The sequence below is a fragment of the Paenibacillus sp. sgz302164 genome (assembly GCF_056120505.1).
In genome coordinates, this window is the sequence record NZ_JBVYOL010000035.1 from 1 (window position 1) to 16,934 (window position 16,934).

14 protein-coding genes are annotated in these 16,934 nt (G+C 56.3%); 13 read left to right on the top strand and 1 reads right to left on the bottom strand.

All coding sequences use genetic code 11. From position 1 onward, the window contains the following. The 10 genes from AC0LWT_RS34480 to AC0LWT_RS34525 all read left to right on the top strand — a co-directional run. Nucleotides 1-327 (top strand): hypothetical protein (locus AC0LWT_RS34480; protein WP_474686141.1); only part of this gene is annotated, 327 nt, incomplete at its 5' end. Between the two features lie 28 nt (nucleotides 328-355). Further along, the gene (locus AC0LWT_RS34485; protein ID WP_474686143.1) at nucleotides 356-985 is read left to right on the top strand and encodes a CIS tube protein; all 630 of its coding nucleotides are present in this window, start codon (nucleotides 356-358) and stop codon (nucleotides 983-985) included. A 3-nt stretch (nucleotides 986-988) separates the two neighbouring features. Continuing rightward, entirely contained in the window at nucleotides 989-2,080 is a 1,092-nt protein-coding gene (locus AC0LWT_RS34490) for a phage late control D family protein (RefSeq protein ID WP_474686145.1), read from the top strand. Then, nucleotides 2,080-2,805: a phage baseplate assembly protein V gene (locus AC0LWT_RS34495; RefSeq protein ID WP_474686147.1), complete on the top strand. Its 726-nt coding sequence runs from the start codon at nucleotides 2,080-2,082 to the stop codon at nucleotides 2,803-2,805. The genes AC0LWT_RS34490 and AC0LWT_RS34495 overlap by 1 nt, the downstream gene beginning before the upstream one ends. 162 nt (nucleotides 2,806-2,967) lie before the next feature. Continuing rightward, the gene (locus AC0LWT_RS34500) at nucleotides 2,968-3,369 is read left to right on the top strand and encodes a GPW/gp25 family protein (protein ID WP_474686149.1); all 402 of its coding nucleotides are present in this window, start codon (nucleotides 2,968-2,970) and stop codon (nucleotides 3,367-3,369) included. A gap of 56 nt (nucleotides 3,370-3,425) precedes the next feature. After that, nucleotides 3,426-6,500 (top strand): putative baseplate assembly protein, encoded by a 3,075-nt coding sequence (locus tag AC0LWT_RS34505; protein ID WP_474686151.1) that lies wholly within the window; start codon nucleotides 3,426-3,428, stop codon nucleotides 6,498-6,500. 41 nt (nucleotides 6,501-6,541) lie between these two features. Beyond that, nucleotides 6,542-8,788 carry a putative baseplate assembly protein gene (locus AC0LWT_RS34510; RefSeq protein ID WP_474686153.1) on the top strand — a complete coding sequence of 749 codons (2,247 nt, stop codon included), beginning with the start codon at nucleotides 6,542-6,544 and terminating at the stop codon, nucleotides 8,786-8,788. Nucleotides 8,789-8,812: 24 nt separating this feature from the next. Further along, nucleotides 8,813-10,924 (top strand): phage tail protein, encoded by a 2,112-nt coding sequence (locus AC0LWT_RS34515; protein WP_474686154.1) that lies wholly within the window; start codon nucleotides 8,813-8,815, stop codon nucleotides 10,922-10,924. Nucleotides 10,925-10,957: 33 nt separating this feature from the next. Beyond that, nucleotides 10,958-12,685 (top strand): hypothetical protein, encoded by a 1,728-nt coding sequence (locus AC0LWT_RS34520; RefSeq protein ID WP_474686156.1) that lies wholly within the window; start codon nucleotides 10,958-10,960, stop codon nucleotides 12,683-12,685. A 130-nt stretch (nucleotides 12,686-12,815) separates the two neighbouring features. Further along, a complete protein-coding gene (locus AC0LWT_RS34525) occupies nucleotides 12,816-13,157 on the top strand; it encodes a hypothetical protein (protein ID WP_474686241.1) in 342 nt (113 codons plus the stop codon). Here AC0LWT_RS34525 and AC0LWT_RS34530 read toward each other — a convergent pair. After that, entirely contained in the window at nucleotides 13,088-13,348 is a 261-nt protein-coding gene (locus tag AC0LWT_RS34530) for a pentapeptide repeat-containing protein (protein ID WP_474686158.1), read from the bottom strand. The genes AC0LWT_RS34525 and AC0LWT_RS34530 overlap by 70 nt on opposite strands. Before the next feature lie 530 nt (nucleotides 13,349-13,878). Here AC0LWT_RS34530 and AC0LWT_RS34535 point away from each other — a divergent pair. The 3 genes from AC0LWT_RS34535 (at nucleotide 13,879) to AC0LWT_RS34545 (ending at nucleotide 16,763) form a co-directional block, all read left to right on the top strand. Further along, entirely contained in the window at nucleotides 13,879-14,547 is a 669-nt protein-coding gene (locus tag AC0LWT_RS34535; protein WP_474686160.1) for a pectate lyase, read from the top strand. A gap of 241 nt (nucleotides 14,548-14,788) precedes the next feature. Further along, nucleotides 14,789-16,243 carry a catalase gene (locus AC0LWT_RS34540; protein ID WP_474686162.1) on the top strand — a complete coding sequence of 485 codons (1,455 nt, stop codon included), beginning with the start codon at nucleotides 14,789-14,791 and terminating at the stop codon, nucleotides 16,241-16,243. 94 nt (nucleotides 16,244-16,337) lie between these two features. Further along, nucleotides 16,338-16,763: a Fur family transcriptional regulator gene (locus tag AC0LWT_RS34545; protein WP_474686164.1), complete on the top strand. Its 426-nt coding sequence runs from the start codon at nucleotides 16,338-16,340 to the stop codon at nucleotides 16,761-16,763. The last annotated feature ends 171 nt before the right edge of the window (nucleotides 16,764-16,934 follow it).

The following is a 16,934-nucleotide window of genomic DNA, read 5'->3' on the forward strand; positions in this document are numbered from 1 at the left end:
CAATCGGGCGCGCCGCAGATAGGCAGCGCTGCGCAGCTCGCGCTGCCGGGGACGATGCTGGAGCACAAGCAGGCTCCAGCACTGCCGGGACCCAGCGCGCTCGCAGGAGCGCCGCTGGATATGGACTGGCTGCGCCCGGCAAGCGGCGCAGAGGAAGCGCCAGCGGCCGCCGCTCCTGCCGAGCAGGCGGCGCCGCAGGTCGACATGGAGCAGCTGCAGCAATGGATCATGCAGCAGCCGCAGTTGGACATCAAAAAAATCGCCGACAAAGTGTACCGCGAAATCGAAAAAAGAATCAAGTTCGAGCGGCAGCGCCGCGGACTTTAACGGATAAAACGGAAAGGGATGGACGCCGGTGGCACTGAAGAAAGCCATGATCATCGTGGACAAGGGAAACGGCAAAAAAGAGAACGTGCAAGTACTGTTCAACCCCAGCGAGTATTCCCTCGATACGAGCAACAGCTATTCATGGAATAAGGTGCCAGGCTTGTCCATGCCGGTAGGTCAGTTTATTACCGGGGGCACGACTTCGCTGACGATGGACTTCTTTTTTGACACCTACGAAAAAGGAACCGATGTCCGCAATTATACGAAAAAAATTTCCGGCCTGCTGGACGTGGAAAAAGAGCTTCATGCACCGCCGATTTGCCGGTTCGTCTGGGGTTCCCTTGATTTTAAAGGCGTCGTGGAAAAGGTGACGCAAAGCTTCACGATGTTTCTGGACAGCGGCATCCCGGTTCGGGCCAAGCTCAAAGTGACTTTCCGTTCGTGGCACAGCAAGAAGGAGCAGCTTCAGAAGATTCCCCGCCATTCTTCGGACCGCACGAAGCAAAAAATGCTCAAGCAGGGCGAACAGCTCTGGATGATCGCAGCTCACGAGTACGAGGACCCCGGCTTGTGGCGGGAGATCGCCAAGGCGAACAATATCGACAATCCGCTTAGAGTTCAGACGGGACGCCGCATTTCGGTGCCGAGGTTGGATTAGACTATGGCCCAGTTGAGTCTTGAAACTACCGCGTATACGATTGATCAGCTTGAAAAGAAATACCGCGACTTTTTTGCTCCGGCTTACGAAATCAAAGTCGACGGCAGTAAAATATCGGACGATATTGCGGTCTCGATGATCCGGGTCGACACTTCGATCGAAGGAACGGCGGATTCTTTCTCTTTTCGCATTACGAACGCCTATAATGTGACGAAAAGCGAGATGCAATGGCTGGACGTATTCACGTTGAACAAAGCGATAGACATCAGCCTCGGTTATGTAGATAAGATGTGCCCCGTTTTTTCCGGTTACATTACTTCGGTTGTCGCTGATTTCGCGGAAGGGGAGAACCCCGGCCTGATCGTGCGGGGGATGGATTTTTCGTTTCTGATGATGAAAGGGACGAAGTCCAGGTCGTGGAACAACAAAAAGTACAGCGATGTCGTCTCGGAAATCGCCAAGGAATACGGAGCGAAGGCGAACATCGACGCCACGACGATGCAATTTCCGACAATTTCGCAGAGCCAGGTGGACGATTATCATTTTATCGAGCATTTGGCGCGATTGATGAACTTTGACTTTTTCGTCGTCGGCAAAAACCTGTACTTCCGCAAGCCGCTTACGGACACGACGCCTGTGCTGACGCTGGAAATGGGCAAAACGCTGCGCAGCCTCTCGATTGACATGAATTTGGCCGAGCAGTTGACCGGTGTGACGGTGCGGGCCTGGGACAATAAAGAGCTGAAAGTGATCGAAAGCAAAGCTGGTCCGATTGCGAAGCTCGGTTCCAATTCGAAGACAGGCAAAGACCTGCTTTCGACCGGCGGCGAGTTCGTGGAATATATGTACACGAATGCGATTTCGCAGGATGAGGCCAAAAGCTATGCGGACGCCCTGCTGAACCGCAAAGCGATGAAGCTGATAACCGGAACAGGCGAATGCGTCGGAATTCCGGAGATTCGGTCCGGGCGCTATATCAAGCTCAGCGGACTGGGCAAGAAGCTCGATCAGCCGTATTATATTACAGGGTCCACGCACCTTTTTAACGACGATGGGTACGTAACGAGGTTTCAGATAGGAGGGAACGCGGTCTGATGTTCGAGCTTCCCGAATTTGCTGTCGGAGGGTCAGTCGATTTTTCCGGTCAAAAGGTAGGCGGCGTTATGGTCGCCGTAGTGACGGACAATGCCGATCCCGACAACCTGGGCCGCGTGAAGCTGAAGCTTCCGCTGCAGGAGACCGAAACGGAGACGGATTGGGTTCGCATTGCGACGCTTATGAGTGGCAAGGATATGGGCAGCCTGTTTTTGCCGGAGGTCGGCGACGAGGTGCTGGTAGCTTTCCATCTGGGCGAGATGCGCCAGCCTTTTGTAATCGGCATGCTTTGGAATCCCAAAAACAAGCCGCCGGCTCCGGCGGAAAAAAACGATGTGCGCAAAATCAAGTCGCGGTCGGGCCACGAGCTCATTTTCGACGATAAAAGCGGCGAAGAAAACATTACGATCAAGACGAAAAAAGGCCAGACCATCGCATTGACGGACAAGGACGACAGCATCAAAATCGCCGATCAAAGCGGCAATAACGAGATATTGATCAAGGGCGGATCGGCAAATGAGATCACCGTCAAAAGCAGTGCGACAAAAATTACGCTGAACGCCAAAGGCGATGTCTCCATCGAAAGCGCCAAAGAGATCAAAATCAAGTCCACGCAGATCAATATCGAAGCGTCGGCAACGATGGCGCTGAAAGCGGCCGCAACGCTGGACATCAAGTCGGACGGCATGATCAACATCAAGGGCAGCATGGTCAAAATCAATTGACGCCGGGAAGGTCTTATGACCACTCTTCCGTTGGCTCAGTGAACGACAGGCAGGAAGGCGGCTGAGCTAAAGGGATAGCGGTCATAAGCAAGCGGCAGAAACAAGCGGGCTTAAGCCAAGCGCCGGAAGTAGGCGCAAAAAGCCGGGAAGGAGCGTGGATTGGTGTCGGAGGCATTTTTGGGGCGGGGCTGGAAGTTCCCGATTCAGGTAGACCAGGCGACGGGGCGCATTCAAACGTCCGAATATGAAGAGGACATCGCCGAGGCGATCCGCATCATCCTCGGAACGACACAGGGGGAGCGGGTGATGCGCCCGGATTTTGGCTGCGGCGTGCAGGATTTTGTGTTCGGTCTGACAGACGACACGACGCTGCGTCTGCTGGAGAGCAATATCAAGGAAGCGATCCGCAATTGGGAGCCGAGGGTTGATGAAGTCGATGCGGAGGCGGTGCCCGATCGTGAAGATCCCGGCAAGGTGATGATTCGCATTACGTATTTGGTGCGGACGACGAACAATTTGTTCAATCAGGTATATCCGTTTTATTTGCACGAAGGTTCCAAATAGGCGATGACGACGAGGCGGCTGAATGATGACAAGATGTGCAGAGAGGAGGTGGAGCTGTGCAGCCTCCCCAAATTGATCCCCGGGATATTCCCGGTCTAATTGCCCAAATGAAGGAAATGGCGCCTTACTACTCGCCGGAGTGGCGGTTTACGCCGGACGATCCGGACCCGGGTTCAGCGCTGTTTCTCATGTTTGCGGACATGTTTCACGAGAACATCAAACGGTTGAACCGGGTGCCGACCAAAAATCTGGTTTCGTTCCTGAACATGTTCGACGTATCCTTGCTGCCGGCGCGCCCGGCCAGCGCCTATGTCACGTTTGCGCTGAACGAGGGCACGAAGGAGCCGGTGCTGATTCCCGCCGGGACGCAGATCGCCGCCGCAGGGGAAGCGGGCCCTTTGTTTTACGAAACCGCCCGCAGCGCGCTGTTGACGCCGGCGGCGCTGCATGCGGCGTACGCATCGAGCCGCAGCCGGGATGCGATCATCCGCATTGCGGATGCGTTCATCACGGCGTCCAGGCAGGGGCAAGCTGCGCCGACGGCGCTTTTTCGCATCAAGGACGGCGATAATTTGCAGGCGCACGCCTTGTTTCTGGAGCACAGCTCCCTTTTTACCGTGCCGAGCACGGCTCGCATCGAACTGGAAATTCGCAACTCGAAGCAGCGCTACGATGAAGCTAACGTTTGCAGCCAATTGGCCGATCCCGAGCTGACGGAGTGGCTCTATGCCGCCGAAGACGGCTGGCGCGCCTTTGACCGGGTGGAGGCGAAGGGAACGCGGATTATTTTGACCAAAGCCCAGCTCGGTGAGCTTGCGGAGCGGGAAGTGGACGGTATCGCCGGGCACTGGATTCAATGCCGCTTGAAGCCTATACGGCAGGACGGCGCGACCCTTGCGGACCGCAGGCTGTCCATGGACCAAATATCCGCCAAGACGGATTATGCGGACGTATTGCAGATGGGCGGCATTAAGCCGGAGCAGATGTTTTATAATGACATCCAGGCGGATGAGAGCGGTTTTTATCCGTTCGGCGATCAATTTGCGCTGTATGGATCTTTTTACATAGCGAGCCGGGAAGTATTTACGAAGAAGGACAGCGATATCACGCTGAGCTTCGATTTGCAGGCGGTTCAGAACCGGTTTCAGCCGGAGGCCGCCGAGCAGGTGGACTGGAAACTGGTTATGAAAAAGTCCAAGTTCGACAAGCCCGCCGTCGTTCATGCGACCGTGATGCAGGTCGTCTGGGAGTACTGGAACGGGGCGACTTGGGTGCGCCTTGAAGTCGGCAAAGAAGCGGAAAAGTTTTTCTATTACCCGCAGGAGCAGCCCGTGCGCAAGCAGGTTCGGTTTCGCTGTCCGCAGGATTTGGAGCCGACTTATGTGAACGGCAATGAGAGTTGGTGGATTCGCGCCCGTATTTTGCAAATGGAAAATGCTTATGCCCCGCAGGCGGTTTATCTTTCGCCGTGGGTTGAACATGTAGGGCTGACTTACGGTTACGAGGACCGCGTTTATCCGCCCCATTGCTGCCTGACGTTGAACAATACGGTTTATGCGGACCGAACGAGGCACAGCCGCTGTCAGGAGGGCGGGTTCGAACCGTTTCAACCGCTTGAGGGCGAGTATCCGTCCTTATATTTGGGGTTTGACGCGCCGCCTGTGAAGGGGCCGATTTCGCTCTATGTTTCCGTGAAGCGGCAGCGTCTGACCGGGCAGGATATTCCTATGCTGGAGTGGGAGTACTTGCGGGGGGCCCTGCTTCCCGGAAGTCCGGCGGAATGGGCGCCGCTCAAGGTGATCGACGGCACGAACGGGCTCACGCAAAGCGGGGCGCTGCAGTTTGCCGGGCCGTCCGATTTTGCCGAAGCCGTGCAGTTCGGTTCGCAGGGGTACTGGATTCGCGTCGTCAACCGCGACGGCAAGTACGACGATCCGGATGAACGGACGCCGGTTCCCGTCGTGCACGGCATCTACCTGAACACCGTGCAGGCGCTTCAGCAGGAGACGATCACCGGCGAGGTTCCCGACGCGCGTGGCATAGACGAAACCGAATACCAACTGAACCGCAGCGGAATCGTATCCGAGGACGTTTGGGTGGATGAGACGGATTATGTGACGGAAGAGGAAATTGCCGAATACGAGCGTCAGGGCGAGCCTGTCCTGGATGTCAAAAGGGACAGTGAAGGCCACGTCCAGCGGCTCTGGATCAAATGGGCATCCGTCAGCCGGTTGGCCGATTCGGGAGGCCGTGACAGGCACTATACGCTGGACCGGACTTTCGGCCGTCTGCGCTTCGGGGACGGCATTCACGGCAAGAAGCCCCCGAAAGGCGGGCTGGATCAAATCAAGGTCACATATCAGGTGACCTCGGGTCAAGCGGGCAACGTGGACGCCCGTCAAATCAACCGGCTGCAGGACTCCATCGCCTTTGTCGGCGAAGTGTACAACCCTGAGCCTGCGGCCGGCGGCTGCGAGGCGGAACAGCTCGATTCGGCTTTGCGGCGCGGTCCGGAGATGATCAGGCACAGAGGCCGGGCGGTGACGGCCAAGGACTACGAATGGCTGGCCAGAGAGGCGTACCCGAACATAGCCAAAGTGAAATGCGTGCCGAATCATAACGCATATATGCAAACAGAACCCGGAGCGATGACGCTGGTCATTTTGCCGAAGGAAGGGCGTCAGGGAAGCGCCGCTTTTCCCGAGCTGAAGAAGCAGGTCGAGAAGTACATGATGCAGCGCGCATCCGGTCTCGTCGCTTTCCCCGGCAACATTCAGGTGATCGAGCCGGTTTACATGGAAATTTCCGTCTCGGCCGCCGTTGCCGTAGAGGGGATGGACGCCGTCGTCTCGACAGAGCTGCAGGCGCTGGACAAGCTGAACCGTTTCCTGGACCCGCTGACAGGCAATTTTGACGGAAAGGGCTGGAAGATCGGGCAGCAGATCCATCCTTCGGTGTTCTACGCGCTGCTCAAGTCGATCCGGGCGGTCAACCATGTGGAGAAGCTGTACATGACCGTTTTCAAGCTGGAAGACGGCGAACGCCAGGAGCTGGACGTGAACCGGCTGCCGGCTATGCCGCACGGCATCGTCGTCAGCGGCAAGCATAAAGTAACCGTTCGGGTGCTTTGATCCGACAATCTTGAGCTTTTCATAGAAGGAGGTGAGCACAAGTGCTCCCATTGCCCAATTTGGATGACCGCATGTTCGATCAGATGGTGCAGGAGGCGCGGAAAGCGATACCGAAGCTGTTCCCGCAGTGGACCGACGAGAACGCGCACGATCCCGGCATTACGCTGCTGGAATTGATGTCGTGGATGACCGAAATGCAGCAGTATTATTTGAACCGCGTTACCGAGCGTAGCGAGCGGAAGTTTTTGAAGCTGCTGGGCGTGCGTCCCCGCGAAGCCGTGTCGGCGGAATGCGATGTGACCTTCTCCGGCATGGAGCGGCAGCTTGTGCTCCCGAAGGGGACGCCGCTTGCCGCGATGGACCAGCGGTTTGAAACGCTGGAGACGCTGCGGCTCATTCCCGCAAAGCTGGAAAAAGTGATCGTCCGCACCGAAACGGCGGCGGGAGACTACACGTCGAACAATCATGCGGGGATTGCTTACTACGCTTTTGGACCGGGCGCGCGCAAAGGCGCGCATTTGTATATCGGCTTTGACTGCGCTTTGCCGGAGCGGACGGAGATCGCCCTCGCGCTCAAGCTGTTCGAGGATTACCCTGTGCCTGTTTCCCGCGGGGAGGACGGCACCGCTGCGCCGATTTCGTCCGCGCAGGTATCCTGGACGTTCGCTGGAGCCGGACAGCAGGGGCAGAGCGAGAGCTGGCTGCCTGTCGAGCCGGTGCGCGACACGTCCGTACACCTGTCGCAAAGCGGAGAGCTCGTGTTCACGCTCCCTTCCGCGATGCAGCCGATTGCGCTCTATCCGGCGGACGACAAGCGCCGCTATTGGATTTGCTGCACGCTGGAGGCGGAAGGCTACGAGCTTCCGCCGAAGATCGAGAAGATCAGCCTCAACTCGGTCCGGGCGGCGGAGCAGGAAACTTTCAGCGAAGCCGCCGCCTTCGACAGCAGCGGAGAGCCCCGACAGAGCTTCACGGTAAGCTCGTTCCTGTCTTCCACCGGCCTGCACACCGTACAGGTGCAGGACGAGGAAGGCCGCTGGCGCGACTGGCGCACCGTCAGCGATTTGGCCGCGTGCGGGCCACAGGATCTTTGCTGCGAGATGCAGCAGGACTCGGTCCGCGGCACGACCCGCCTCCGCTTCGGAGACGGGGAGCACGGCAGCATCCCGCCGCAAGGGGCGCAGCGGGTGCGGCTTATTTCTTACACGGCCGGGTTCGACTACGGCCGCTGGGTGGGGAGCAGCAACGGTCTGCCCGGCCAGACGTTTGAAGTGGCCAGGGGCCGGACGTACAAGACCTGCAGCATGCTGCTGCAGGTCGGCCACCGGCCCCGGGGAACAGACAGCGTCGTCTGGGACGACTGGCAGTCCGTGGACGATTTCGACAATTCGAAATCCACGGACAGGCATTACGTCTACGACGCTGCCGCAGGCACGATCCGCTTCGGCAACAACGAAGCGGGCTGGATCCCGCCGGTGTCGGCGGAACCGAACATTCGGTTCCTGGCGCTGCAAGCGGGCGGGGGCGTGAGAGGCAACGTGAAGGACGGCATGGTGGCCGGCTTCACGGAAGCAAGTGCGGATTGGCCGGGCGTGACCGTGACCAATCCGTTCCCGGCGCGGGGCGGCGCCGAGGCCGAGACGCTGGAGCAGGCGAAGCTGCGCGTCCAGCAGGAGCTCGGCAGGCCGACCCGCGCCGTGACCGGCGAGGACTACGAGCGGATCGCGAAGGCGACGCCCGGGCTGCGCGTGGCCCGCGTGAAGGCGATTCCGCTGTATGAGCCGGGCCTGCGGGACTACCCGAAGGTCAAGTCGCCCGCGCAGATGACCGTCGCCGTCGTGCCTTACGGCGAAAGCGACAAGCCGGTGGCGGGCAGCGGCTTTCTGGAGACGGTGCGGCGGCATCTGGACGTGCACCGGTTGCTGACGACGGAGCTGCATGTCATTCCGGCGGAGTATATCAAAGTGACGGTCCATGCCGTCGTCGTCGTGGAGCCGCCGTACAAAGACGATCCCCGCCGCATCTTGCAGGAGCTGAGGCAGCTGCTCCAGCCGATGAATCGCGGGGACGGCTCGGAAGGCTGGCGGTTCGGCCGCACGGTGTACAAGGGCGATATATACGGAGTGATCAGCCGCATGAAAGGCGTCGTGTACGTGCAGGATATTTGGCTCGATGCGGAAGGCTCGGGCTTCGATAAGGATGCGGGCGGCGATATCCATATCCCGCCGTATGCGTTAGTTTATTCAGGCGATCACGAGGTGGAGCTGATCAGCCGGACCGACTTGTAATTTTAATGAAAGGGGTGACGAACGATGCACAATTCGCAGCAGTTTTTTTCGCTGAACAAGCCGCTGGATTGGGAGCGGGGGCATGCGGCCAACATCGATATGCAGGAACACGGCTTCGCAATCCGGCAGACGGAAAAATACAGCGTCTACCGCCTCGTTCGCACCGGGGAGCTGGACGGTATCGGGGCGATCGGCGACATGGCCGCGAGCCCGAGCGGAAAGCTGTTCCTTTTGGATGAGGCGGCCGGCGTCTGGGTTTACGATTACGAGAACCGCCACCGCGAGGCGCTGTTCCGGCACGGGCACCTGCTGTTCGGCGGACAGGCCATGCTGGCGTCCATGGCGGATTCGCTCGCCGTGGCGGATGCCGGCAGCGAGCGCAGGCTCGGCGTGTATTCGATCTCGAACGGACAGACGCTGTGGGCTGCGAGCGAATGGAACGGTTTGGAGCTTTTTCCGCTTTGCGTGTCTGCGGCCGTAGGTGCGGCGCGCAGCTTGCTCACGGTTGTGCCTTTGGATATTGAGGTTGGTATGAATGGAAATCCACAAGTCCCTGCGGGCGGAAGGATCGGCATTTTGCTGTGGAGCGCCGCGGGTGAAGTCGTCGAGGCGTATGAGCATGAGTCGCTCAGGCTCGAAGAAGCCGCTCCGGTCCATGAGCTGCGCGGGCGCTTCCATGCCGCTGCCTCGGACGGAACGCTGGCTGTGCTGGACGCCCTGCACAAAACGGTCACGGTGTTCCACGGAGCAGGCAGGGCAACCGCGCATTTTACGATTGAGCATGAAGGAAGCTTTGCCGGCATTTCCATTGATACGAATCATAATCTCTTTATAGGGAACAGCGGAGCAGCCCGGCATGAGGGCGACAGCGAAAGGTTCATACTCAAGTACCGGGGCAACGGGGAATTCCAGGAAAAAGTTTCCGGCTTTCGCGGCTGCGCCAGGAAGCTGCTGCATGACCGGCGCAACCGGATGTATGTGTTTGACCGGGATTGCGGGCAGATTACGCTGCTCGAACTTCAGGCGCGCACGATGCCGCTGGATGCGACCGGGCTGCCCGAAGCGGTGTACTTCTCGGCCGAGCTGGACACGACGGAAACCGAGACACAGTGGCACAAAATCCGCCTGGACGCCGACATCCCCGAGGAAACGCAAATACGGATATCGTATTTTGCATCCGATGAGCAAGACGGCTTCGTGGACGGAGAGTACGTCGAGTATACGGACTACTTGACGAACCCGGACATCCCGATTCGCGACAAGCTTCGCGGGACTCGGCCTTTATGGTCGGAGCCGATTGTGAATCCCCGTGACGCGCTGCTCATGAAGGCGAAGGGCCGCTACATTTGGCTCAAAATCGAACTGTTCGGCAGCGAGCACAGGTCGCCTTTCATCCGCAAGCTGCGGGTCTATTTTCCGAGAACGTCGCTGATCGATTATTTGCCGCCGATTTATCAGCAGGATCAGGAGCACAGCCCTTTTTTGGAGCGGTTTCTGGCGCTGTTCGGCACTTTTTTTGACGATATGGAGGATCAGATCGATCGGATCAGCGCTCATTTTGACCCGGATGCCGTGTCCGGCGCTTATCTGGAATGGCTGGGCCGCTGGCTGGCCGTATCGGATCACGATGCGTGGGGCGAAACGAAGCTCAGGCAGTTGATCAAGCAGGCGCCGGAGCTGTATAAGCTGCGAGGTACGCGCGAGGGGCTCATACGGATGATGCGTATCTATACGGAGAGGGAACCGTTCCTTTTGGAATATTTTCAGTTCAGGCAGATGCAGGAAACGTCCGAGCTTCGCCGGCTGTTCGTCCGGCTGTACGGCGACAATCCCTATTGTTTCTGCGTGATGCTTCCGCCGGAATGCGTACGCACCGACAAACAGCGGATGATCATTGAGCGCATTATCGAAGACTGCACGCCCGCCTATGCCGAGGGGAAGCTGATTGTGCTGCAGCCGTGGATGTACGCGGATATGCATACATATTTGGGAATCAACACTTATTTATCGGAGCCTACGCTGCTGACTCTCGACGAGCGTTCCTCGATGCCGTACAACACGGTGCTGATCGACGTCGAGCGGGATAAACGGATGGATCTGCATACACGATTGGAACTGGATTCCGAGTTGGAATAAACGAAACATGCCTTGAAAGGTGAGTGGATTTCTATGAAAAAGACGCGCTATTACCCGTTTGAACGAAATCGCTATTTCTATGGCAAGCTGTTGACGGTGCGGGATTTTGAATCGGAGCAAAAGTATTTCAACGACAAACGGCGCATGATGAACCGCCTGCTGCACGGCTCCGGCGTCATCACCGGCCTGCAGGTCATCGCCGTGGACGACAAATCGGTGTCCGTCGAAATGGGCGCGGCAATCGATGCCCTGGGCCGGGAGATTGTCGTCCCTTCTCCGGTCACGCTGAAACTGTCGATGATGGACGGATTTACCAACAACGAATACGCCAAAAACGTGTACCTCTGCATCGCCTATGACGAAAAAGGCAAAGAACCGGTCCATTCCGTCGCCAATTCCTCGGTCCGTTCGGACGAAATCAGCGAATACAACCGCGTGCTCGAAAGCTACCGGCTGTTTATCCGCGAGGATGCTCCCGACGTGGCGGCGCTGCCGCTGGCCGACTTGACGGACCAGACAATCGTGCTGTATCAGGACAGCCAGGTTCGCGTGCTTCAGACGACCCCGCGTTACGTGAACCCGGGGCAGCTGTTCGAAATGACGCTGCGCCTCGAAAAAACGCTCCAGGCCGGCAAAATCTTTTTCCAATACGACGTGGCTGCCGAGCGCCTGGAGGCGGTTCATGGCGGCACGGTTCAGTTCGAAGAGCCGCAGGAACAGCAGGAGACGGAATACGAAATCAAAGTGCTGCTGCGCGCCGGCGGCACGGCGGCCGTCAAAGGCACCGTCGGCATCAAGCCGGGGAGCGCTGTGCTCAGGCTGGGCGACAAGCAGCTTGATCTCCATTCGCAGGATGCGGGAGAGATTCAGGTGATCCAGGAGCCGGTGGGCCAGCGGTTGATGGACGATTTTGTGAAGCGTTCCCTGGAAGATTCGCTGGAAGCGCCGTCGGAGCCGTGCATTTATTTGGCCAAAATCGGTCTGCTGCAAATGGGGCCGACTTATGTGATCGAGCGCGTCGAGCAGGTTCCTTTCGGCGAGTATGTGTACAATTCTTCCGTGATGTACCGCCTGAGCCAATCGGCCGGGGAGCGGGAAGACGCGGCCCAACTGGTCACGCGGTCCAGGGTGAGAACCGTGGCCCCGGGCCAGCCGCCGGAGCTGAAGGTCCTTTACGATAAAGCCGGCAGCGAGCTTTCTATTGATCTGGCGATTCCTGCGGGTGGAGGCGGAATCGCGGGTATTCGGACCGGAGCGGTGGATATTCCGATCGCTCCGTTCACGAAAATGTCGGTTTCCCCGTTCGGGAAAGCGGCCAAAAGCTTTTTCTCCGGCGAGATCGCGCACGGCCTCGGAGAGGGCAACGTGCTGATCGTGACGAGCCTGGAGGAGAGCAGCAGCGACGCGTTCTCCGACATGCTGTCCAGCGGCGAGCGCGTGTACTACGGCGCCGCCGACGTGTTCAAGGGCAGCGAGTTCGAGCCGGATGCGCCCGACGTGCAGATCGGCACGATCGCCTACCCGCAGAAGGGCACCTTCCGCATCGGCGTCAAGGTGCAGCAGGGCATGGAGGCGTCGAACGTGCGCGTCCGCTGGTGGGCGTACACGCAAGCCGATGCGGCTGCCAGCGGCGCGGGCGGCGGTAGCGCCGGTGCCGGCAGCCGTGCGGGCAGCAGCGCCGACGGCGAAGATGCCATCGACGCTGCGCTCAACGCGATGAGGGAAGCCGCCCCGGCGGGCATCGAGCGTGAGGGGCAGTAGATCGTAGATAGAGCATTCGTGCAGCTTGGGGCTGCGGGATGCTCTTTTTTCATCTCGCCTGGGCAAAGCCTGCGAAAACCCCATGTCGCCATGGACGTCACCCCACAGAATGGAAATAATTCAGGTCTAATTGTATAAAGTGCAGGCTTTCGCACCGGAAACGGCTCGTTTGGTGGAAAAGCCTGCGATTGTGCAGGAATTCTTGGCCAAACGGTGTCCGAACCCTGCGCAGGCGGGAAAACCTGCAGATTCACAGGCTGCCCGGAAATCCATTCGCCAGAGCTGGTTGCACAATCCGCCTCGTTGCGCGAAAAAACCTGCAAAAGTACAGTTTTTGCTCGATGAATACGCTGGCTGCGAAATATTCTTGCAAATGTGCAGGCTTTTCGCCGCGAACATGGGCTATGGTTCATTTTCAACGAAAATTCCTGCACAATCGCAGGCTTTTCGCCAAAATGAGCCATTTTTATAGAAAAAACCTGCACTTTTGCAGGTTTTCCCTGCCAAGCTACTCCCCGCCAAGCTACTCCCTGCCAAGCTACTCCCCGCCAAGCTACTCCCTGCCAAGCTACTCCCCGCCAAGCTACTCCCTGCCAAGCTACTCCCTGCCAAGCTACTCCCTACCAAGCTGCTTCCCGCCCAGTTGCAGTTGCGCAGTTCCACGATCTGCGCCGGGAGCAGACTTTGGCTATGCCGTTGTTACGTCTTCTTTATTCGGCAAGTAGAAGGAAGTGAAACTGACCAGGGTATAAATGGCTCAAGCGCCTCAGCATCCCGCGGACTTGCTTTAGCTATCCCCGATACGTTTCCAGCAGGGGTAGACTTCGCTTTTGTCGATCAAATAGCGAGTGGCGATGCGAAATAATCAAGTAATCATTTTCTCACATTTTATCCAAATATAACAAAATGATTATTGCTGCACCCATGTATTCTTGTTATTTTGAAAGCGTATCCATTTTCGAGGTGCACATCGATATCGGATACGATGAACATGATGAGATAAACCTCTATCGAGGTCTTTCGAAGATGAGCGACCGCGTTTAGAGGTAGGTTTATTCGCCAATAAGAATGCTGTTCTTCACGCTTTAGCGCTGTGAAGAACTTAAACATTCTTATGTGGTAAAAAAGCAAAGGGAGAGTGGAGAGTCCAATCTGTCATTCAATTAAAATTGTTATTGAGAGGATGATTATTAATGAAAAAAAGTTTCAGCGCCGTTTTGTCCCTGGGCTTGGTTGTTTCCGTATTCGCGGCGATTCCCGTACAAGCTGCGCCAGTCCCTGTGAGTACCACAATTTTAGTTAAGGCAGGCACGACATACGATGGCAAAGGTCAAACCTTTGTAGCGGATCCTGATAAATTGGGTGACGGCGGTCAAGGCGAGAATCAGAAGCCGGTATTTAAACTGGAAGCCGGAGCAACGCTCAAAAACGTTGTGCTCGGGGCTCCCGCCGCCGACGGGGTGCATTGTTATGGCGATTGCAACATTAATAATGTGGTTTGGCAGGATGTGGGGGAGGACGCCTTGACGCTGAAATCTTCGGGAACTGTTAACATTACAGGCGGTGGAGCTTACAAAGCTTACGATAAAGTGTTCCAGATTAACGCAGCGGGCACAATCAATATTAAAAACTTTAAGGCCAACGATATCGGCAAGCTGGTTCGTCAGAATGGCGGCACTTCGTTCAAAGTTAATATGACACTGGACAGCTCCGACATTTCCAATGTGAAGGATTCTATTTTGCGGACCGACAGCTCCGTTAGTCAGGCCAAAATTACGAATACAAGATATTCAAATGTACCGACCTTGTTCAAAGGTTTTGCTGCGGGAAAAACGTCCCAATCCGGAAATGTCAAGTATTAATCAAGTGCTGCGAATCCGGAATGGCCATTAGAACGTAAATATTGTATGTTTACTGGTGCCACATACGTAAAACCCCCGCCAACCACAAATGGCCAACGGGGGTTTTTGATTTTGTAAACGAGTCTACCTGATTCATTAATTATAATTATTATAAAATAATATTGACTTTATTGTAAGTCTAATTTTAAAATAGAATCAGTATCTTAAATATCATTCTTGTTTGCTGGGGAGGAGTATTCGGATGACAAAACTGACAACGAATCAAGGAGTGCCGATCGGCGACAATCAAAATTCCCGGACAGCCGGACAGCACGGGCCCACTTTACTGGAGGACTATCAGCTTCTTGAAAAGCTGGCTCATTTTGACCGGGAGCGGGTTCCTGAGCGCGTCGTGCATGCTCGCGGCGCCGGCGCTCATGGCGTTTTTAAAGTGACGAACAGCATGAAGCGCTACACGAAAGCGGCCTTTCTGCAAAATGAAGGGCAGGAGACGCCGGTATTCGTCCGCTTCTCAACTGTCGTTCACGGTATGCATTCGCCTGAAACATTGCGCGATCCTCGCGGTTTTGCCGTGAAGTTTTATACCGAGGAGGGCAACTACGATTTCGTTGGCAACAATCTGCCGGTCTTTTTTATCCGCGACGCGATGAAGTTCCCGGATATGGTGCATTCCTTAAAACCGGACCCGCGAACGAATATCCAGCATCCGGACCGGTATTGGGATTTTATGTCTTTGACTCCGGAATCGACGAATATGCTCCTCCACGTTTTTTCCGACGAAGGGATTCCGGCGAGTTACCGTCAAATGAGGGGATCCGGCGTGCATGCTTTCAAATGGGTTAATGCGTACGGGAATACGGTTTACGTGAAGCTGCGCTGGGTTCCGAAACAGGGGATTAAAAACTTGTCCATGGAGGAAGCGTCGGCCATTCAGGCCAAAGACTTCAACCACGCAAGCCGGGATCTGTACGAGTCCATTGAGCGCGGCGATTTTCCGGAATGGGATTTGTACGTGCAATTACTCGATCCCGCAGATTTCGATAAGTTCGATTTCCATCCGCTCGACCCGACGAAAGATTGGTTTGAGGAAGACATTCCGTATCAGCTTGTAGGCACCATGACTTTGAATCGCAATCCTGACAACGTATTTGCCGAAACGGAGTCCGCAGGCTTTAATCCGGGCGTGCTCGTTCCGGGTATTGAGCCTTCCGAAGATAAATTGCTGCAGGGCCGGTTGTTCTCTTACTCCGACACGCAGCGCTACCGCATCGGAACCAACTACTTGCAGCTTCCGATCAACTGCCCGTTTGCTCAAGTAAACAATAACCAGCGCGATGGCGCAATGCCGTTCAAGCAGCAGCATCATGCCGTCAACTATGAGCCGAACCGGTATCAAGATACGCCCAAAGAAGACCCTGCTTACAAGGATGTTCCTTATTCCTTGACGGGAACAGCCGGGCGGGAAAAAATCGGAAAGGCGAACGATTTCGGCCAAGCGGGGCAAGTGTGGCGCCGTTACTCCAAGGAGGAACAGGAAGCCGTCATCCGCAATCTGACCGCAGACTTGAAGCAGGTAACGGAAAAAACGGTGCTTCTGGCGATCTGCAACTTCTACAGGGCGGACGCAGAGCTTGGCCAGCGGCTAGCGGACAGCATGGACGTAGACATCTCCCGCTATGTGGCACACGGCAATTAATTTTGGAAAGTGGCTGCCGGTTCGCGGGATATCGGCTCCCTCCGGTTTGCACAGGAACATTTGAACATGCGGTGTTTTTTAGGTGGTGAGACATGTGGCATCGTATTTGGAGAAGGCGCTCGCAAAATTGAAGAGTACCGGCGTCCGCATCACTCCGCAACGGCAAGCCATATTAGCTTATTTGCTGGAGACAATGACGCATCCGACTGCGGATGAAATTTATCGGGAACTGGAACCTCGCTTCCCGAACATGAGTGTGACGACCGTGTATAATAACCTGAAAGTCTTTATTGAAACCGGTTTGGCGAGAGAGATGACTTATGGCGACGGTGCAAGCCGATTCGATGCCGACATGACCGTTCACTACCATGCCTTGTGCAGTGTGTGCGGCAAAATTACCGATCTCGAATTTCCGGACTTTGAAGAAGCGGTGCATGCGGCGACCGATCCAACAGGCTTCAAAGTGCAGGGCCAACGCTTGGAAGTCTACGGTGTTTGTCCCGATTGCGGAGAAGCTTGATCTGTGGTATATTGGAAAATATGTAAAGGAAGGAGGTGAAGGTAGGATGAATCGAGAGTCTGTGAATAACTGTATTTGCCAGTTGCCCGTTGCGATGGCTGGCATCGTTCATGCATTTGTCAACGACGGGAGAAGTCTGTCCACAAATGCCCATACGGTTTCACAACTCGC